Raw genomic sequence first — 18803 nt, 5'->3', positions numbered from 1 at the left:
GCCAGCGGGAACGGACTGCCCGCTGGCTGGGCTTAGCCCTTAGAAGTTGAATTTGTAGCTGTAGTCCAGGTAGAGGCGGATGTCGGTTTCATCCTCTTTCACCCCGTCCACGTTGCCCACTTCGTCGGAGTTGTAGTCGTGCCACACGCCGGTGAACTTGAGGCCTTTGACCGTGGGCACCTTGTAGGTGACCACCAGCTCCTTCCAGTCTTCGTCGGCGGTGCCAAGGGCAGGATCCACCGAGTTCTCCGCATCCCAGCCCTGGGCGGCGGCGATCTCTGTGGTCAGTCCGGGCACCAGATCCTGCCAGTTGTAGATGACCGAGACCTTGGCCACGGTCTCATTGGCGTTGGTCAGATCCGGTCCCACACGACTGCGGGTGGGGAAGGGGTTGCGGCCATGGTCGCCGGCAAAGTTGTCCTCAATCCAGATGTCATCGAACTTGGAGATGGCCGCAGACAGCTGCAGGTTGTTGCGCTTCCAGACGGCCTCGGCGTACACACCCATGCCGTCGTTGTCGCTGCGGGTTTCACCTTTGACCGCACCATCGCGATCCTCGTCATCCAGATCGCCACTTTCGGCGGCAGTGACGAAGAGCTCGCCATCGTCACTGGAGGTGAACACACCGGCAGAGAGCTTCAGGCTGGAGCCATCAAACTTGGTCAGGTAGCTGCCGCGCAGGCCGAACTTGCTCAGGTAGTCCTTGGAGTTGAGGTACTCGGTTTCCACAGTAAAGGCGTCAAACTTGTATTTGAGGCCGATCACCGAGATGTAGTCGATGGCCCCTTCCTCAGTCTGGTCGGTGCGAAAGCCGACAAACTCGTCGTCGTTACGGGCGGACCACTTGTCGTAGACGGCGCCGTACACAGACAGTCCCTTCATGGGCTTATACAGGGCGTTGACCCCCTGGTAGGTGTTGGGTACGGCGCGGCTGCCGGAGCTGCTGAGCAGCATGGACTTGTGGGTCAGGCGACCCAGCTTGATGGCGAGACCATTGACCGGGGTCAGGTTGACGTAGGCCTGGCCCAGCAGAGCAAAACCTGACATCTCACCATCTTTGACGGTCAGTACGTCGGCTTTCACCAGGCCGTCGCTGCCCAGATCTTCGACGAAGTAGGGGGAGAGGCCGATGCCGATCCAGCCGCCATATTGGGGGGTGGTCCAGTCGGCGGTGATGGAGAAGGCGGATTGGGTTCTATCCTTGGTCGGGTTTTCATATTCGCGATCAAAATAGACCAGTCGGGATTTGGTTTTCAGTTGGTAACCGCTGTCATCGGCACTGACGGCCATGGAGGGGGCACACAGCATTGCGGCTGCAATACTCATGGCAAGATAGTTCTTGTTTAATTTGGGTATCATCATATCTCCAGCATTTTATATCTTGAGTTATTTCTATTTATTCCGTTGGTTATTTTTATTTAATAGCCAAGCTAATAAGTTCGTTGTTGATCTCTTTTTCCTGACGGAGACGTCATCTCATCCGGCTAAGGACGGTGGCTGCCTTATCCTGTTGTTTGACTCTGTATTTGTGAGCGCCCGCCAACCTTGTGGGGCGCGGCTGTCGGTGCGCCTCTGGCTGTTGATGATTCAGGCCTGTAGCGCCACCTTGGTCTTGGGACTGAGCACAGTCTAAAAGGTGAAGTAATTTCGATTTTTGAACATTCTCACAGGTGAACAGATTGTTGTTCAGAGTTTTTTAATTGGTTTTAAAAAACTTGAAACGGGCAGATATTTAAATTTGAACCGGATCAAATCAAAAGAAATGGCGTGATTGATATGCTGAAAAAACACCAATAAACCTAATCGGAAAATACATGATGAAACCTAAGCTGAGTTTTTTATCCGTTGCTGCGGTGATGCTCGCGCTTTCCTCCGGCGCCCAAGCCAAGGGGAATGGCCTGGCTGATTTCCATGCGGAGATGGACGGTTGTCAAACCTGCCACACCAAACCCATCAAGGTAAGCGACAGCGAAACCCACGAAAACGCCCAATGCGTTGAGTGTCACGGCGGCTACGAAGAGCTGGCCAACAGTGAGCTGCACTTTGATCCTCACACCTCCCACCTGGGTGAGATCAACTGTACCTCCTGTCACCGTGGTCACGAGGCGCCCAAGTTCTACTGCAACGAGTGCCACTCCTTCGAGCATGACAACATGCCGTTTGCCGACGCCAAGAACAAGAAAGCCTGGGACGCCGAGTGGGATCAGCAGGCGATCCAGAAGGCGATCGCCAAGGGTCCCGTGGAGACCACCGAGGTGATCGTCGTGGGTGCCGGCAGCGCCGGTTACAACGCCGCCATCTCCGCCAAGCGAGAGGGGGCCAAGGTAATTTTGTTTGAAAAAGCGCCCTTTACCGGTGGTAACTCCATGCTGGCAGCCGGTGGTTTTAATGCTGTGGGTACGCCTCAGCAGGCCAAGAAGGGGATCGAAGACAAGGTTGAGTGGTTTGTTGAGGACGCCATGAAGGGCGGCCGCTATCAAAACGATCAGGAGCTGGTGCAGATCATGGCGGATCACTCCGCCGACGGCATCAAGTGGCTGGAGTCTCTGGGTGCCAACATGAATGACCTGAAGCGCTCCGGTGGCGCTCGGGTTGAGCGTACCCACCGTCCATCCGGTGGCGCCAGTGTGGGGCCCCACATCATCCACACCCTGCGTGCGGCTGCCGAGCGTGAAGGGGTTGAAACCCGTCTTAACTCCCGCGTTGAGAAGCTGGTGCTGAACCAGGACAAGAGCATTGCCGGTGTGGTGGTCCACGGTAAGCACTCAGGTTACCGCATGGTTGCTGCCAAATCTGTGGTTCTGGCCACTGGCGGTTACGGCATGAACAAAGAGATGATCGCCTACTATCGTCCCACCTTCGCCGACATGACCAGTTCCAACAATGTGACCGCCACCGGTGACGGCATCCGTCTGGCCAAGGAGATTGGTGCGTCCATGACCGACATCGACTGGGTACAGGCTCACCCCACCATCGGTAAGGACAGCCGCATCCTGATCTCCGAGACCGTGCGCGGTGTCGGGGCCATCATGGTCAATACCGACGGTCAGCGCTTCATCAATGAACTGACCACCCGCGATCGTGCGTCTGACGCCATCCTCAAGCAGAAGGACCATTACGCCTGGTTGGTGTTCGACCAGCAACTGGTCGAGAAGAAGAAGATGGTCCGGGGTTATGACCACCTGGGCATGCTCTCCAAGGGCAACACCATCGAGGAGCTGGCCAAGGTGACCGGCATGAAGGATCTGCCCAAGACGGTAAAGGCTTACAACGGCTTCCAGAAGTCCGGTAAAGATGACGCCTTCGGTCGCGATCAGATGCCTTTGAACATCACCAAGGGGCCCTTCTACGCCGTTCGCGTGGCGCCCGGCATCCACCACACCATGGGGGGCGTGGCCATCAACAAGGAGTCTCAGGTGCTGAACCTGCAAAGCTGGCCCATTCCTGGTCTGTACGCGGCAGGTGAAGTGACCGGTGGTATCCACGGCTACAACCGCCTGGGTGGTAACGCCATCGCCGACACCGTGGTCTTCGGTCGTCGCGCCGGTGCCCATGCTGCCGAGTTCGCCACCAAGCAGTAATTCAACTCATCTTCTCACGCAGCGTCAGCGGGGCCCGGACTTAGGGTCCCGCTGTTTTGGTTTCTGCGTGAAGCGTACCTCGGCATCGCTCCGGCTTTACCGCTAGACTGGGGCTTCAACGGGAGAGTGTTATGAGAATCACCCTGAAACAGCTGTTGGTGTTCCAGGCCATCAGTCAGACCCAGCAGGTCTCCAAGGCAGCCAGGCAGTTGCACCTGTCGGTGCCCGCAGTGAGCATGAGCCTCAAGGAGCTGGAGTCCTCCCTCGGGGCCCGGCTGTTCGAGCGCACCCCTCATGGACTGGTGATGACCGATTCCGGCAACCTGGTGCTGGCCCACGCCAACAAGGTGCTGAACCAGGTCAATCAGTTGGAGCAGCTGTTCAAGGAGCAGGCCCAGGGGGTGGGCGGCACTTTGAACATCGGCGCCAACAAGACCTCGGGCAACTATGTGCTGTCGAAAAAGCTGCCCCTGTTCAAAACCCAGTACCCCAACGTCAACACCCGCCTGAAGATCCTCTCCAGCTCCGCCATCGAGGAGATGGTGCACAACAATGCCCTGGACCTGGCCTTTATCAGCCGAAAGCCCTCAGACAAGGAGATGGAGTACATCCGCTGGCGCAGCGACCGGTTGTGTATCGTGGTGTCGCCCGGGCATAAACTGGCCCACAGGCCGGCGACGGCGGCGGACTTGAGCGCCGCCACCTGGATCCTGGACGAGGAGGAGTCCGCTACCCGGGTGGAGTCCCTGCACATTTTGCGGGAGCTGGGGGTGACGGTTCAGGATGAGATCGTGATGAACACCATGGGGGCGATCAAGCGGGCGGTGGGCACCGGCCTGGGGCTGAGCATTTTGCCGCTGCTCTCCGTGGATGCGGAACTGGAGCGGGGCGATCTGGTGGAGGTGGCCACCGACGGCCACAGAGAGTCCAGGTACATCTACGCCATCTATAAGCGGGACAATCTGACCCCCTTGATGGAGCGTTTCCTGGACTGCTGCGAAGTGCCCAGGGCCTAGTCCGTGCGCTTGAGAACCATCAACTGGTAGTCGAAGCGTCCCTCACTGCGATCCAGTATGGTCAACTCCCGCTCCAGGTCGGCCACCGCCGGTGAGTCGGCCAGCTTCTCAGACAGGTTTTGCAGCCGCTCCCTGAGGGGGGCGGTGTAGGCCTGCCATCCCGCCGTTCCCACCCCACGGTGCGCTACCGGTCGGTAGCCCGAATTCTCCACCTGCATCAGTCGCGTTGAGGCGCGCTGCATGTCTGGGTACCCCTCCTGCCAGAACGCCTTAACCTCCAGATCATCACGGCCAAGTTGTTGAGCATCGGCAAACTCGTCCAGCCACACCAGGTCGCTGATCACCAGGTAACCGCCGCGCTCCAGCAGAGGGCGCCACTGCTTCAGGGCATTTTCGAAGCCGATGATGTAGCAACTGGCTTCACTCCACAGCAGATCGAAGCTGCCCGGTTCGAAGGGGAGGGCGGTCATCGAGCCATTGCAGGCGCTGAGCCTCTGTTCCAGCCCCAGCTGGCGGGCGCGTGTCAGCATGTGATTCAGGCTGGGCTCCAGGTTATCCAGGCCTATTACCTGAGCCTGGCTGTGTTGCGCCAGCAAGACTGCCGAGGCACCGGTGCCGCAGCCGATGTCCAGTATCCGCCTGGGAGCGGGGCTGACCTGACTCAAGGCCCACAGGGTGCTGTGGTCGGTGCCGGGACCGTGCCGGTCCAGACCATTAAAAATCTCCAGAAAATCGTTCATATACTCCTCGTGACCATAGAGGTCTCTGGAGAGCCAACGCAACCTAAGCGCGTTGGTTTCATCCAGACCTTCGGCTCTTAACCACTGGGTGTGGGCATCCGGGGCCTGGGTCTCCAGTTGTTGGTGAAACTGCCTCAGGCCTTCGGGGTTGTCCCCCAGCAGGGCCTGCATCAGGTTTCTCGCCTGGGTTTTGGCGCGAATCTCCTCTTCCAGTTGGGCAAGCCGGTCAGCCAACAGTTGACGATCCAGCCCCGACTCCAGGATCTGCTTGCACTCCCTCAGGCTGAGGTTGCCGGCGTGCAGCTGCTGTATCAGCCGCAGTCGCTGCAGATCCCTGTCGTCGTAATAGCGGTAACCGTTGTCACCCCGACGGCCGGTCAACAGTCCCAGCTTCTCGTAGTAGAGCAGGGTGGAGCGGGCCAATCCGGCCCGCTTGGCCAGTTGGGAGATGGGGTACATGAGTCGCGTCCAAAAACAGTGAGGATGCTGACACTAAACTATGAAGCTATAGACAGGTCAACGAGCTTGGGCGTTTTTTGCCCTTGGCAGGAGCTGGAAGGGGGAAGCGTAAGAAGGCGAGCGAGCACCTCGGGCCTGCCGTTGGATGGGACGGGGGCTGGCCCGAACAGAAGGTCGGAGCCACGCCCCCTCTGTTCAGGCAGATGACGGCCTTGCCGGGGGTGTGCAGTCCAGTGTCGCCGTTGCGGGGGCTACGCCTGGATTGCTTGCATCAAGGCGCCTGGTCATGGCCGGGCTCCGGCAGGATCTCCGCCTGCAATCGGGCAATCTGAAGCTGATCCCCCCTGCGGATGATGTACAGCCGCTGGGCCACCATCACATCATGGGTGGCGCCGCTTTTCTCCCTGGCTTGCCAGCGAACCCGGTAACTGGCCTCCCAGCCAAGCTTCTGGCTGCCACTGACCTCAATCTGGTCAATCTGATGACTGTTCCAGATGATGGTGTCGGTGACCCCCTTGTACCAATTCAGAAAATCCTGCTCTGAGCGAATGGGGGTTCCGGGGTAGTGCATCTCAATGGGGTTGGCGATGCGATTGAGGAAGTAGCCGGCTTCCCTCTGATGATCGAAGGCGGCAAACCAACGGTAGATGAAGCTCTTCACGTCGTTGTTGCTGAGCGTGTATCTCGCCTGAGGCTGATAGTTGGGGCTGAGATCATTAATCGGGTCAAGGTCGGTGGCTCTTGCCTGAAGGGCTGGGGGGATCGCCAGGGCAATCAGCAGGGGCAGGATGGCTCTCATGACAGGACTCCAAATCGGATAATGGTTCATTATGGAGCGCGAAATCATGTCCATGTAGGCCGGCGTGGGCTTACAGGCTGTTTGGTGAGGAGGAACATTGACGTTGTCGAGCGTCAGTTGGGACGGCTCAGATTAGGCCCAGTTTGGTTGCCCGGTAGATGAGGTGACTCCTGTTGTGGCACTTCAATACGCCTTTCATCCGGTCTATGTGGTAGCAGACTCCCCGGACAGACAGGTTTTCTGTCTCACTGATCTCCTCCACCGAAACCCCGTGAGCAATCAGCTCCAGCACGCGAAGGGCCTTCTTGCTGAACAGCCCATGATTGGTGATGGGATTCAATCTGTTGATCGCCTCAGAAACAATGTAGCCGGCGTGAAGGCTCAGAAGCCGGTGCAACTCAGCTTCATGTTGGCGACAGTGGCGCACTATCTCCTCCTTTTTCTGGGTGGTGAACAGGTTAAACATGCCTGTCCAGGGACAGGGCAGTGGCACCAGCCAGTTGACCACGGTCTCGACGTCGTTGGTCTGCAAGAACTGCTGAAACTGTTGTCCCGATGAGGTCTTGAGATTGGGGCCTTCCCAGGGGTTTGGGCCGCTTCTCTTTTTCTTGGTGAGTCCGCTGTCCAGCTTGTCGGCGAACAACCGGAAATAGTACTCCCTGACCTTGATGGCCCGTTGATCTGAGGCGATGACCAAACGCTCTCTCTTAAGCACTTCAGGGCGATACTCTCTTAATTTGGGCAGATCGACGTCAGGCAGGTCATTGTTTTCCAGCGGCAGATGGAAACAAAATCCGTTAAATCCGAACTGGGCCAAAGACTGCTTCAGGACGCGAATAATATCGGGATTAGAAAGACTCAGGTTTTTCATTACTCTGACCTTCCAGCATGAGTTCTCTCATTGATGGTAGCGATCGCTCAGGGGGCCGTAAATGCCCCCTGTGCTGGCGCGGTTGCTATTGGGGATTCCTGTGACAGGTCAGACAGGCGTATGGATCCGGGAACACCTTGCTCATGGACCAATCATTGTTCTTGCTCTCCCATACCTCAGAGTAAGGCTTGTGATTGCCGAAGGTGTCGGCAGGCACCGCCTGGAAGGGGTCGAAGTGGCCATAGGAGGCGTTGGCCTTCAGGTTATCTTCGCCCTGGTAGCGCACCTTGGTCGAGGCATCGTGGTGGTTCTTGGGTTGCCGTTCACCGCCATGGCAGAAAAAGCAGCGTGCGTCTTCACCATGGGCCTCGGGGGCGCCGTTGACACCGTGGCAACTGGCGCAGTAGTAGGGTTGAGGCGCATCAAAGCCGTCACTTGAGTTGATGGGCCAGGCATGCCCCCCGTGGCCCAGGGGGTTGGCTTGGTCATTGTGACACTGAGTGCAGTCGGCGATCCCCCAGCCAAAATGGTTGTCGTTCAGCAGGGGAGCCGGCCCCGAGTCGGAACCCGGAACAGCCAGAGTTCGAACCACGGCAACGTCTGGAGACCCATCGCTGGCAAAATTCCACTCGATGGCCTGTTCCCCATTTCGCTCTTTCGGGCCGAAGTAGTCATGCATGTTGCCGTAGGCCCAATAGAGGTCCAGGTAGCCAAAGGTCAGTGGATAGACATCCTGCATCAGGTGGATGTGCTCGCCGCCAAAGGGGCCGCCCCAGTCTCGGTCGCACACCTCTTTGCTGACGGGCTCCTGCCCATCCGGGCTGCCGTCGGCAGACCATTCGCAGATGGCATATTTTTGGAAATCCCCATTGGGGAACTGCTTTGACGGGTTATAGAAGTGGGTAAACCAGCCGCGCAATCCGGAGTTTCTCAGCTCGCCGATGCCGGAGAGGGCGTAGTGATCCACCTCGGCACCGGTGGACATGGAGTCCCAGTAGGAGAAGCTCACTCCGCCCAGGGCGTCTCGTGCCGCGATCATGGCGTCCATGACGGTGATCACCCCGGGCTGGAAGATGTCACTTCTGTGCCCCTGGGGGGTGACCTCAATGTTCTCCGCAAAGGCGACCACGCCGTTGTTTTCCACGCGTCCATACTCGACGGCCACCACCTTAGGCACGATAACCTTGTTGCCGTTGGCCTGGAAGTGCTCCACCTCCTGCCTTTGGATCCATTGGCGTCGGGCGGTCATCTCCTTGGAGAAGGGTTGCAGGGTTATCAAGCTCTTGTCCTGAAGCCAATACTCGTCGATGCGCACGTATGTGGCCTCGCCACTGGGTGAAAAGCCCTGCATGGAGCCTCGGGCCCGGGAGAACTGGCCGCCGTCGGTATTGAAGCGAAAGTACCAGTCGGGACTGTTGACCATGTCTCCGTCTGCCTCGGCCAGTACCCCGTCGCCATTGACGTCCCAGGAGACATCGAAGGTGAAGGTCCCCAATCCGGACTCCTGAGGAGAAACGATGTTGGTCAATGTCAGGTCTTGTCTGGTCACCGCCAAGTATCTCAGCAGGTCAAAGGCGGAATAGTAGCCGGGACGAAAGATATCAGGTCGTGCCGTGCCCGCGCCCAGCCCATCGGGATTGGTCGTTAGTACCTTGTCCATTTCAGTGAGTGAAATAGAGAGGATGGGTTTTTCGTTATTTCGAATACCCGCCAAGTGGGCATCCAATATTCCAACTTTGCCATCGTTATCCAGATCTTTGGCATCGTCACTCAGTAACCAGCTTTTGATGTCGTCCTGATATTCACCCAGCATCAGTTTGATGGTGCCATTTTTGATGGCGTTCGGGGTCACCTGCACATCCAGATAGTCGGGTTTCGATGCTGTTGGCGGGTTTTCGGTTTCAGGAGCCTGTGGCTGATGGTCGTCGTTGCAACCGCAAAGGGCGCAGGACACTATCGTCGCAATCAGGACAGGGGGTATTAGTTTCATTGTATCTCCTTGCCACGTAAGCAGTTAATGGCAATAAGCAAATTGTTTTGGGTAGTGCATCGAACGGATATCCATTGGCGAAATAGATGGTACGGCGTGTCCAGGGGCGGGCTCACTATGAAAAAGTGCAACTTAATTTGAAAAAGGTAGAAAGTGGGAGGCGTCTTAAATTGAAACGAGGGATTGAGCAAAAAAATAGAGGGGCAGTGTGGAGGCCGGGTATGCAGCGTTTTGGTGGCCAGGTTGGCAGAGATTATTGTTATTTATCTAACTAAGCTCATGGCCCAGATCACCAGGGTCAGCACCAGCGCCGCGGAGATCTTGTATTTGAGTCCAAATCCGCGCAGCCCTTGTGGGGTGACGTTGCCGCTGCCCACCACCAGGGTGTTGGCCGGTGTGGCACTGGGGAGGACAAAGGCCAGGGAGCAGCCAATGCCCACCAGAGCGGAGATCTGGGTCAGGCTGGCGCCCTGGGGCTGCAACAGCAGCAGCATCAGTGGCGCCAGCAGAGAGGCACTGGCCACGTTGCTCATGTACTCGGTAAACACACAGATCAGCAGCAGGAACACACCAATCTGCAGCATCAGAGGCAGATCGAACAGCAGGGGAGACAGCCACTCCACCAACTGGTTACCGCCACCGCTGTCGTGCAACACCTTGCCCAGGGTAATGGCGCAGACAAAGATGGTGATCACCCGCCATTTCATCGATTTGACCACCCCTGCCGGGGTGATCAGTCCCCTCAGCATCAGCACGGCGACGGAGAACAGCGGCACCAAGGCGTAGGCCTTACTCATCCCCCTCAGGGCCAGTGCGCCACCGACCCAGCCAATCAGGGTGAGCAGCACAATGACCAGAGACTCTTTCTGAGCCCGGGTGATGGCAGGGGCCTGGGGCAACGTCAGGGGCTGACTGAAGTCCGGCGAAAAGTGGCGTTCCAGCATCCACACCATCAGCAGCCACAGCAGCAGGGCGATGGGGGCGGCGGTCACCAGCCAGCCGATAAAGTCCACGCCGGCCAGTTCACTGGCGATCAGGCTGGTGGAGCTGCCCACCTGGGTGGCCATGCCCCCCAGGGTGGCACTGAAGGCGATGCCGATGCTGAGGAACTGGATTTTCCCCACCCTGTGGGGATCGGTGGCGGTCAGGGCGATGCTCATGGCCAGCGGCAGCATCAGTGCAGTGGTGACCACATTGCTGGTCCACATGGAGATAAGGCCGGTCATGGCGAACAGCAGGCGGCAGGCGCGTCGCTCATCCTCTCCGGACAGCCTGCTGAGCAGGGTCAGGGCCAGTCTGTCCAGCTTCTGCTCCCGGCTCAGGGTGGCGAAGCTGAAGCCGAAAATGAAGATCGCCAGGACCGGCGACATCAACACCTGGGCCAGATCGATGGGGGTGATCAATTGCAGCAGCAGCGCCAGGACGGGGATCACCACCATGCCCGGCAACTCCCCCAGCAACCGGCTGGTCCACAGCATCACGGCCATCAGGAACAGGGCAAGCCCCTGCTCGAGATCAGTCAGGCCGACCAGAGAGGGCCAGGCGATGGTGAGAAACAGCAGTGCGAGGAACCAGTGACGCATAGGACTCCCTTGGATGAGGGTTCACTCTACTGAAAACTCAGTGGGGATGCTGCCGGACAGCTCAAAGAACAACAAGCCGGCAGTGAACCGGGTTCGCCAGGGGTGATCGAGGGCAAAGGAAACAATTCGAAAAAAATAGAAATAAATCTTGACGGCAATATGCGTGGAAACTAATATTTCGACAAAGTTCGAAATGAGGTGTTCCCATGAGTCCCGAGTTTTACGCAAAACTGGCCGAAGCGGCCGACATGTTCCTGTTTCTCGCTACCGAGCTGATCATCCTGTTTCTGGTGATCAGCTACCTGGTGGGAGTGCTTCAGGAGTTTCTGACCCCGGAAAAGATCCAGTCGATACTCAGCTCCCGCAAGGGTAAAGGCTACATAGTGGCGGCGTTTTTAGGGGCCATTACCCCCTTCTGCTCCTGCTCCACCATCCCCTTCCTGAAGGGGCTGCTCAGGGCCAGGGCAGGGTTCGGCCCGATGATGGTGTTCCTGTTCTCCAGTCCTCTGCTGAACCCGGTGATCATCGGCCTGTTTGTGATCACTTTCGGCATCAAGGTGGCGGCCTTCTACTTCGTGGTGGCGATGGTGGTGTCGGTGAGTGCCGGTTACCTGCTGGAGAAGCTGGGTTTCGAGCGTTACGTTAAGCCCGAAGCCTATGAGGTGGCCGGTGCCACCACCAGTTGCTGTGGTGACAGCAAGCCGGTGGCCTCCAGCAACTGCTGTGACAGTCAGCCTAACGCCAAACCTGAGCCTGCGGTCAGCTGCTGCGCCGGCGCCGAGCCTCAGGTCAGCGTCGATGCCTCCGGTTGTGGCACGGCCACCGCCTGTGCCCCGGCTCAGCAGGTTGAGGAGAATCGATGGATGCGTCTGTGGCGGGCCACCTGGAAAGACTTCAAGCAGGTGTTCCCCTACCTGATGCTGGGGATCTCCCTGGGGGCCTTCATCTACGGCTTCATCCCCACGGACCTGATTGCCCAGTACGCCGGTGAGGGCAACTGGTACGCCATACCTGTGGCGGCGGTGATCGGCATTCCTCTCTACATTCGTGCCGAGGCGGTGATTCCGCTGAGTTCCGCCCTGGTGGCCAAGGGGATGGCCCTGGGTTCGGTGATGGCGCTGATCATCGGCAGTGCCGGAGCCAGCCTGACCGAAGTGATTCTGCTGAAGTCCATCTTCCGCAACCAGATGATCGCCGCCTTTGTCACCGTGATCCTGACCATGGCCATCGGGGCCGGGGTGTTGTACAGCATCATCTTTTCTTGATACGAAGAACCCAGAAAGGCGGCCATTGGCCGCCTTTTCCGGTTTTGTTCTTCTAAGAGCCTGGGTTCTGCAGGCGCATGGTCAGGCTGAACTCAGAGTCGCTGTCATCGCTTTGTTCCAGCAACAGGTAGTATTCACCGCTCTCCTCGTTCAGGGTCACTTCCAGTGTGGACAGCAACAGATCCGTGCCATAGCTCTGGGTAACGGCCTGGATGCGGTAGCTGTCGTTGGGCAGGATGAGGCTGCTGGACTCGGAAAACGACGCGGTGGTCGAGTAGCTGCTGTCGGCAATGGTTTCGCCGGGCAGCAGGAAGTGGAAGGTGACCACACCATAGTCATCCACCAGGTTGACCACCTTGAACTGGTGATCGTAGATGGAGCTGCGCTGGCTGTTGGTCAGGCTGAGGGTGTGCAGTTTGACCTCATCCTCCTGTTCGTCGTCCTCGTCATAGTCGTACTCCTGCAGATAGACAACCAGGGTTTGGTCCTGGTCCTCGGTCAGAGAGACCAGGTGGTTGCTGGCCAGCGGCTCGCCCGAGGTGGTGTCGGTGAAATCCAGGGTGTAGTCGCCGGGCTCCAGGATCTGTGCTTCGCTGAACAGCCCCTGTGCCAGTGCGTTAACGCTGATCTCCTGCTCAGGTTGGTTGATGGTCACATCGATGCTGCCGGTGTATTCCGGCAGCAGCTCGTGCTGAATCAAACCGTTGTACAGCCAAAGCTGAGCCTGGGTCTGGCTGTCCGGGTATTCCACCGCGCCTGTGCTGGTAGACACCCTGTCCATGGACAGGGGAGCACTGCCGCTGTCGTCTCTTAAGATCAGGATGTACTGGGTGGTGGAGTAGAACTGTACCGTGGAAGATTGGTAAAGCAGTTCGTCGCTGTCTGTGGCAGTGACAAAGATCTGATAGCCATCTCTGTCGAAATAGAGCTCTTCGGATTGAGTATTGGCATCCACCTGGAACAGCAGCTCAGCCTGGTCAAACCCTTCATCCTCATCGGCCCAGTATATATTCATCGCAGGCACGGACTCGGACAGGTTAATAAAGCGAACACCAAATTGGTCGTCATCGCTGTCCAGATCCACTTCGTTAATCTGGAAGTGATTCACCTTACCCTGGGTGATATCCCCAGAGACGGTGAACAGCTCCCACTTCTCATTGGAGACCTTGATGGAATCTTCATAGAGAGTGACCGTTTCCTCATCACTGTCTTCCCAGGAAAGGGCCAGATCATAATTGCCGGTGTCATAGCTGAAATAGCCTGAGGATTCAGGGTAGGCGATGCCGGTATGGCTGTACTCGTCGTCGCCCTGAGTCAGGGTTAGGGTCAGGCTGGGGGCGTTGGCCGAGCCGTTGTAGAGCTGAATGTGGCCGGCGTTGGAACTGGAATCGGAATCGTCGGAGTCACAACCGGCCAGTCCCAATCCAAGAAATGGAATCAAGGCCAGGGGGAACAAGGTTTTATTTATATTCATTTTGGGCTAGCTGGATGGAGAATAAGAGCTTGGATGCTAGCACAACAACTCGGCAACAGAATTCAGGTTTGCACTGCTTTAATTTATTTTCATCCTTTTACAAAAGGAATGAAAATATTGACCTTTACATACATTTCTTCGGTGGAAAATTATTAAGTGCGGATTTTATTCGGGCGGCGTATTGTAAAGGCGATGGGCATTGATTTTCGCAGCTGACTTTATTGTTCAGGGTGTCGATAAGGATATTGGGCTGACTCGAGTAGGGGATGGTCTTTTGGGTGATGGTTGTGGAATGTGGTGGCTGAGTGGAAAAGAGAAGGTGGCCCTGGGGCCACCTTCGGCGATCTACAGGAAGATGAACACCAGGGGCACCAGAATGCCGCCAATCAGATAGATTGATTTGCGCCGCCATGGGCTGTGTTTGCCCTTCACCATAAACAGCGCGCTCAGGGCCAGGAACAGCAGCAAGCCGGCGTAGAGGTCGGAGAAGATCACCCAGGAACTGTGTCCCTCATTAAGATGCAGTCGGTTGAACTCCTTGAACACCGCCCGCTCCTTGATGTGCTCAAACACTATGGTGTTTTGCTCAAGGTTCAGGCTCAGGTTGCTGGCGTCTTTCAGGAACACCTTAAACTCATTGGGGGCAGCCCAGTAGATCGCTTTCACCGGCTGATCTGTGTCCACCTGGGCCATCACCTGATCGGTCAGGTGCTGATCGTCCTGCTGATCCCAACTGACGTTGCTGACCTCTATGGTGTCTTTGGCCACCACATAGTTGGGGTTCCAATCGCCATTATGATTCACCGCGATGCCGGACACCGCAAACACTATGGTCAGGCCGATACAGAAGTAGCCAATGTCCCGATGCAGGTTGCGGTTCAGGCGGTACCAGCTGATGGCCATCCTACTGGTCCAGGATGCTCACACCGGTCGGGACCAGTTGGTACATGGTCATGGGCTCGGTGACGCTGGCGGGATCGAATGTCTCGCCCTTCTCCTCCGCCCAGTGGGCTTTCATCTTGCGGGTGCGCTCCAGGTCGAATTCCAGCTTTTGCAACTTGCCGGTGGCGATGGCGGTGCTGCCCTTGGCGCTCAGGGGGAACACCATATCGCCATCCTTTACTTTGACGCGCAGGTTTTGAAAACGCTTGTCTGAGGCGAGCTTCATCCAGCAGCCACGCTTTTCGCACACGGCGATGATGGTGCCTTCGATGGTGACCGGCTTGTCCAGGTAGCTGTCCGGGCTGGCCATCAGGGTGGAGATTTTGGTGATGTTTTCGGCATCTACTGGCGTACCGAAGTCCAGGGATTCACCGTGGCCGGAGGAGTGTGCCTGCACTGTGGCAGTCAGGCACAGGGCCAGGGTGGCGATGAGTGTCTTGATGCGCATGAGAGTTCCTGTCCTTTTATTTTGTTTGCAAACGAGTCTACTGCTTGTGTGGGTGGAGTCTAGTGCTGCTCCTCACATAAGGGGGCACTCAGTTTCACACCCGGAGCAAGGACGGCAGTTCGCTTGTGCCGATGAAAGCGGAAACCGGACCCATGCAACAAGTTTAGGCTGACTGTCGTCGTCGCCACCCAAGCAGCAGGGCGCCAAGCAGCAGCGGCAGGCCGTCAAGGGAACTGACGTCGAAACCGGGGCGGGTCTCAATCTTGGCGATCTTCTCCTCTTTGACCCGGGTTTCGAACCGGCCGAGTTCGCTCTCCAAGTTGGTGGTCATCTCGGTCACCGCCAGGTTGAACCCCTCCATGGACTGCTCTGCCAGCACCCCCTCCTTGGCCACGGCTGTGGTGCGGCTGTCCAGCTTGCTCAGACCTGGGGCCCGAAACAGCATCTTGCGGCTTGTTACGTCAAACACGGCGGTGTCCACGAAGGTTTGAATCTGGTGGTCATTCCCCTTGATGACGTACATGCCAACTATGGTCCAGTAGAGCAGGGAGGCGGCGTTCTCTTCGGTGTGGGCCACCTGGTCATAGGAGACCAGGGCCATCAGTTCGACGTCATAGAGCCGGGCGACCTGCTCCAACGTGGTGAACCCCTTACCGCCCTTGAGGTAAGTGCTGGGGATGATCTCGATGCGATCCACATACTCATGCTGGCTGAAGGCCTGCTTCACCTTACGCAGCAGCGACAGCTGTTCGGCTTCGCTGAGCTCGTCAGTGCGCCAGTTATCCGAGGGGACGAAGGCCAGTCCAACCCGGGCAGGCAGTTTGATTCTGGGAATCTCCGGCCTGTGCTCGGTGCGGCTTTTTTCGTCGGGATAGAGGTAGGCGACCAGGCTGCTGGAGACGGTGTTGTCACGGGTGTTGTACTCCATCACGGAGCAGCCACTGAGGATCAGAGTGATTAGGGCCAGGCAGAGATATCGCAGATTCATCGAGACTCCCTTTGCGAAAACGGGCGCCCATCAACCCCGGCAGCGTCTGTGCCGGGGGGGGCAAGAAGAGCTCAATTTACCTTCAGATTGAGTGGTTTGGCAAAGGGCAGTGTGCAGATGCGCAGGGTGTCATCCGTTACCGCCCTGTTTGGCGGGCGCCCAGCGCTGAGCCAGCACAATCAGCAGCAGCACCGGCAGCCCGGAGAGGCAGCAGATGAAGAAGAAGGTTTCATAGCCCACCGCATCCACCAGGGCGCCGGAGAATCCGGCGAGAAACTTGGGCAGCAGCAGCATCATCGAGGACATCAGGGCGTACTGGGTGGCGGAGAAGGCCACATTGGTCAGGCTGGAGAGGTAGGTGATGAAGGCGGCGGTGGCGACACCGGCGCTGAAACTGTCGGCGGCGATCACCAGGGTGAGCAGGGTGGTGTCGTGACCGACGCTGGCCTGCAGGGCGAACAGCAGGTTGGTCAGGGCCACGGAGGCGGCGCCGGCAAACAGGATCTTCATGGTGCCGAAACGGGCGATCAGCACCCCACCGGCGGCGGCGCCGACCATGGTCATGATCACCCCGTACACCTTGGTGATGGTGGCGATCTCCCCCTTGCTGAAGCCCATGTCCACGTAGAACACATTGGCCATCACGCCCATCACCACGTCGGCGATGCGGTAGCTGGCGATCAGCAGCAGAATCAGCAGGGCCTGCTTGCCAAAGCGCTCAAAGAAGTCGCGGAAGGGGCAGACTACCGCGGTGTAACCCCACATCATCAGCTTCTGCAGGGGGGCCGGCAGGTGCAGCAGCCGTTCCAGGGTTGGCAGTGACTCCAGGGCCAGCCGGTCGCCGTTGATCTGCGGCTCCTTGGCCATCAGGGTGGCGATGATGCCGACCCCCATGGCCGCCGCCATGCACAGGTAGGCGGTTTGCCAGCCAATGGGGTTATACCCCTGCTCACCCCCGGCCCAGGCGGCAATGGCCAGAGCGCCGGCGGTGGCCAGCATCATCCCCAGACGGTAGCCGGTCTGATAGGCGGCGGCCAGGGCTCCCTGCATCTCCTCAGGGGCGGTCTCGATGCGAAAGGCGTCCACTACGATGTCCTGGGTGGCGGAGAAAAAAGCCACCATCAGGGCGAAGCCCACCAAGGCGGTCAGGCTGGTGGTGGGGTCGGAACTGGCCATGCCTCCCAGGCCGAGGATCAGCCCCACCTGAGCCAGCAGCATCCAGCCTCGTCGTCGCCCCAGGGCACGGGTCAGCAGCGGCAGTGGCATCCGATCCACCAGGGGGGCCCAGAGAAACTTGATGCTGTAGGCCATGGCCACCCAGCTGAGGAAGCCGATGGTGGTGCGGTCGATGCCCGCTTCCCTCAGCCAGAAGGAGAGGGAGCCAAACACCAGCATCAGCGGCAGGCCCGAGGAGAAGCCCAGGGCCAGCAACAGCAGCACCCTGCGGTGCAGGTAGACGGAGAAAGCGCCGAATCGCTGTTTCAGGCGGTCGACCAAGAGTTAGCTTTCCGGCATCAGGGTGGCTTTGATCAGCAGCAGCGGCTTCACCGGTTTGCTCTCTGCCCCCATGTCCGGGTCGTACTCCACCGGCACCTCGCCCATGGCATCCAGCACCTCCAGGCCTTCGGTGACCATGCCAAACACCGCATAGCCCCAGCGGCGGCGGGAGGGATCCAGCCTGGTGTTGTCCACCAGGTTGAAGAAGAACTGGTTGGTGGCGGTGTGGGGGTCTTTCTCCCTGGCCATGGCGATGCTGCCGTACTCGTTGGACAGGCCATTGCCGGATTCGTTGAACAGCTTGTCACCTTCGTCAATGGGGTCGCCATTGGCTTTGTAGCCGCCTCCCTGGACCACGAACTCCGCCACCACCCGATGGAAGCTGGTGTTGTCGTAGGCACCTCTTGCCACGTAACGCAGGAAGTTGTCCACGGTCAGCGGCGCCCGGGTGCGGTCCAGTTCGACAATCATGGTGCCCAGGCTGGTTTCCATCTTTACCTGAGGGAAGAGGTTGTCACTCTGAATCTCGTCCGCCCAGGCGGGGAAGAGCAGCCCAGAGAAGATCAGTGCGATGAGAATGCGCATCCGTGCTCCTAGTTCAGGTGTTCGTGCAGTTCGGGATCGTTGACGATGTCACTCATCAGCTGGCTGAGGCGGTCATTCATCTCCCGTTCGATGCGCGCCATCTCCGGCTTGAGGGGACCGGAGAAGCTGCTGCGCACCCGGTACTCCTTGGTCAGGGTATTGCCCAGGTTGTTGACCACCACGGTGGCCACCAGATTGGTGGTGGCGTCGTGGGAGAAGGTGCCCTGGTCAATCTTCATCACCAGCTTGTTGAGGGAGAGGCTCATGGTGACGCTGGCGGCCGGATCGAGGCGATACCCCAGTTTGCTCAGGCCATCCCGCACCCCCTGCTCCAACAGCTGTCTGGGCGGCTCGGCGGGGCTGAGCAGTTCGGCGGCGCCATCGTCTTTACGCACCTCCACCAGGAACTGTTCGGGTCGGTGATCGACACTGGTCAGGGCCACAGAGCCCTGTTGGCTGCCCGGCTGCACTATGGGAGCCGCCGGTGACAGAATCAGGGTATTGGGTGCAGAGGCGCAGCCTGCCAGCAGCAGGGCACCCAGCAGGGGCAACAGAGATCTCATCG

The 18803-nt window shown here is 58.3% G+C and carries 16 protein-coding genes; 3 read left to right on the top strand and 13 right to left on the bottom strand.

Annotated elements, in window-relative coordinates:
• Positions 1-39: 39 nt before the first annotated feature.
• A complete protein-coding gene (locus tag QUE41_RS17335) occupies positions 40-1326 on the bottom strand; it encodes an OprD family outer membrane porin (protein ID WP_286340241.1) in 1287 nt (428 codons plus the stop codon).
• Between the two features lie 488 nt (positions 1327-1814).
• Between QUE41_RS17335 and QUE41_RS17330 the strand changes: the two genes are divergently transcribed.
• Together QUE41_RS17330 and QUE41_RS17325 are read left to right on the top strand one after the other, a co-directional pair.
• Complete coding sequence (locus QUE41_RS17330) at positions 1815-3581, top strand: flavocytochrome c (RefSeq protein ID WP_286340240.1); 1767 nt, start codon at positions 1815-1817, stop codon at positions 3579-3581.
• Positions 3582-3712: 131 nt separating this feature from the next.
• Complete coding sequence (locus QUE41_RS17325) at positions 3713-4597, top strand: LysR family transcriptional regulator (RefSeq protein WP_286340239.1); 885 nt, start codon at positions 3713-3715, stop codon at positions 4595-4597.
• Here QUE41_RS17325 and QUE41_RS17320 read toward each other — a convergent pair.
• From QUE41_RS17320 to QUE41_RS17300, 5 genes are all read right to left on the bottom strand, one after another.
• On the bottom strand, positions 4594-5796 hold the full coding sequence (locus QUE41_RS17320; protein ID WP_286340238.1) for a MerR family transcriptional regulator: 1203 nt from the start codon (positions 5794-5796) through the stop codon (positions 4594-4596). The two genes, QUE41_RS17325 and QUE41_RS17320, sit on opposite strands and share 4 nt — an antisense overlap.
• 271 nt (positions 5797-6067) lie before the next feature.
• Positions 6068-6595: a hypothetical protein gene (locus QUE41_RS17315; protein ID WP_286340237.1), complete on the bottom strand. Its 528-nt coding sequence runs from the start codon at positions 6593-6595 to the stop codon at positions 6068-6070.
• A gap of 127 nt (positions 6596-6722) precedes the next feature.
• Positions 6723-7466: a response regulator transcription factor gene (locus QUE41_RS17310; protein ID WP_286340236.1), complete on the bottom strand. Its 744-nt coding sequence runs from the start codon at positions 7464-7466 to the stop codon at positions 6723-6725.
• Between the two features lie 85 nt (positions 7467-7551).
• Positions 7552-9456, bottom strand: a complete 1905-nt coding sequence (locus tag QUE41_RS17305; RefSeq protein WP_286340235.1) for a hypothetical protein — start codon at positions 9454-9456, stop codon at positions 7552-7554.
• 263 nt (positions 9457-9719) lie between these two features.
• Positions 9720-11039, bottom strand: a complete 1320-nt coding sequence (locus QUE41_RS17300; RefSeq protein ID WP_286340234.1) for an SLC13 family permease — start codon at positions 11037-11039, stop codon at positions 9720-9722.
• 206 nt (positions 11040-11245) lie between these two features.
• Here QUE41_RS17300 and QUE41_RS17295 point away from each other — a divergent pair, with 206 nt between their 5' ends.
• Positions 11246-12304 (top strand): permease, encoded by a 1059-nt coding sequence (locus tag QUE41_RS17295; RefSeq protein ID WP_286340233.1) that lies wholly within the window; start codon positions 11246-11248, stop codon positions 12302-12304.
• Positions 12305-12356: 52 nt separating this feature from the next.
• On the opposite strand, the gene QUE41_RS17290 is transcribed toward QUE41_RS17295, so the two are convergent.
• From QUE41_RS17290 to QUE41_RS17260, 7 genes are all read right to left on the bottom strand, one after another.
• Positions 12357-13778, bottom strand: coding sequence for a DUF4397 domain-containing protein (locus QUE41_RS17290; protein WP_286340232.1), 1422 nt, complete (start codon positions 13776-13778; stop codon positions 12357-12359).
• Between the two features lie 345 nt (positions 13779-14123).
• A complete protein-coding gene (locus QUE41_RS17285; RefSeq protein WP_286340231.1) occupies positions 14124-14681 on the bottom strand; it encodes a PepSY-associated TM helix domain-containing protein in 558 nt (185 codons plus the stop codon).
• 1 nt (position 14682) lies between these two features.
• Positions 14683-15168: a DUF4920 domain-containing protein gene (locus tag QUE41_RS17280; RefSeq protein WP_286340230.1), complete on the bottom strand. Its 486-nt coding sequence runs from the start codon at positions 15166-15168 to the stop codon at positions 14683-14685.
• A gap of 163 nt (positions 15169-15331) precedes the next feature.
• Entirely contained in the window at positions 15332-16156 is an 825-nt protein-coding gene (gene rhlP, locus QUE41_RS17275; RefSeq protein WP_286340229.1) for a rhombotarget lipoprotein, read from the bottom strand.
• Positions 16157-16285: 129 nt separating this feature from the next.
• On the bottom strand, positions 16286-17653 hold the full coding sequence (locus QUE41_RS17270; protein ID WP_286340228.1) for an AmpG family muropeptide MFS transporter: 1368 nt from the start codon (positions 17651-17653) through the stop codon (positions 16286-16288).
• 3 nt (positions 17654-17656) lie between these two features.
• Complete coding sequence (locus QUE41_RS17265; protein WP_286340227.1) at positions 17657-18238, bottom strand: peptidylprolyl isomerase; 582 nt, start codon at positions 18236-18238, stop codon at positions 17657-17659.
• Between the two features lie 8 nt (positions 18239-18246).
• The gene (locus tag QUE41_RS17260) at positions 18247-18801 is read right to left on the bottom strand and encodes a YajG family lipoprotein (protein ID WP_286340226.1); all 555 of its coding nucleotides are present in this window, start codon (positions 18799-18801) and stop codon (positions 18247-18249) included.
• Between the last annotated feature and the right edge of the window lie 2 nt (positions 18802-18803).

Source organism: Ferrimonas sp. YFM, assembly GCF_030296015.1.
Taxonomy (GTDB): Bacteria; Pseudomonadota; Gammaproteobacteria; order Enterobacterales; family Shewanellaceae; genus Ferrimonas.
Note: the sequence above shows the minus strand (reverse complement) of the source record. Positions and strands in the feature narration are given on the sequence as shown.

Bases quoted from the DNA above. Each gene is read 5' to 3' on its own strand.
- QUE41_RS17300 (WP_286340234.1), bottom strand. From the start codon at position 11,039: ATGCGTCACTGGTTCCTCGCACTGCTGTTTCTCACCATCGCCTGGCCC.
- QUE41_RS17295 (WP_286340233.1), top strand. From the start codon at position 11,246: ATGAGTCCCGAGTTTTACGCAAAACTGGCCGAAGCGGCCGACATGTTC.
- QUE41_RS17290 (WP_286340232.1), bottom strand. From the start codon at position 13,778: ATGAATATAAATAAAACCTTGTTCCCCCTGGCCTTGATTCCATTTCTT.
- QUE41_RS17315 (WP_286340237.1), bottom strand. From the start codon at position 6,595: ATGAGAGCCATCCTGCCCCTGCTGATTGCCCTGGCGATCCCCCCAGCC.
- QUE41_RS17335 (WP_286340241.1), bottom strand. From the start codon at position 1,326: ATGAGTATTGCAGCCGCAATGCTGTGTGCCCCCTCCATGGCCGTCAGT.
- QUE41_RS17310 (WP_286340236.1), bottom strand. From the start codon at position 7,466: ATGAAAAACCTGAGTCTTTCTAATCCCGATATTATTCGCGTCCTGAAG.
- QUE41_RS17260 (WP_286340226.1), bottom strand. From the start codon at position 18,801: ATGAGATCTCTGTTGCCCCTGCTGGGTGCCCTGCTGCTGGCAGGCTGC.
- QUE41_RS17330 (WP_286340240.1), top strand. From the start codon at position 1,815: ATGATGAAACCTAAGCTGAGTTTTTTATCCGTTGCTGCGGTGATGCTC.
- QUE41_RS17280 (WP_286340230.1), bottom strand. From the start codon at position 15,168: ATGCGCATCAAGACACTCATCGCCACCCTGGCCCTGTGCCTGACTGCC.
- QUE41_RS17265 (WP_286340227.1), bottom strand. From the start codon at position 18,238: ATGCGCATTCTCATCGCACTGATCTTCTCTGGGCTGCTCTTCCCCGCC.
- QUE41_RS17305 (WP_286340235.1), bottom strand. From the start codon at position 9,456: ATGAAACTAATACCCCCTGTCCTGATTGCGACGATAGTGTCCTGCGCC.
- QUE41_RS17285 (WP_286340231.1), bottom strand. From the start codon at position 14,681: ATGGCCATCAGCTGGTACCGCCTGAACCGCAACCTGCATCGGGACATT.
- QUE41_RS17325 (WP_286340239.1), top strand. From the start codon at position 3,713: ATGAGAATCACCCTGAAACAGCTGTTGGTGTTCCAGGCCATCAGTCAG.
- rhlP (WP_286340229.1), bottom strand. From the start codon at position 16,156: ATGAATCTGCGATATCTCTGCCTGGCCCTAATCACTCTGATCCTCAGT.
- QUE41_RS17320 (WP_286340238.1), bottom strand. From the start codon at position 5,796: ATGTACCCCATCTCCCAACTGGCCAAGCGGGCCGGATTGGCCCGCTCC.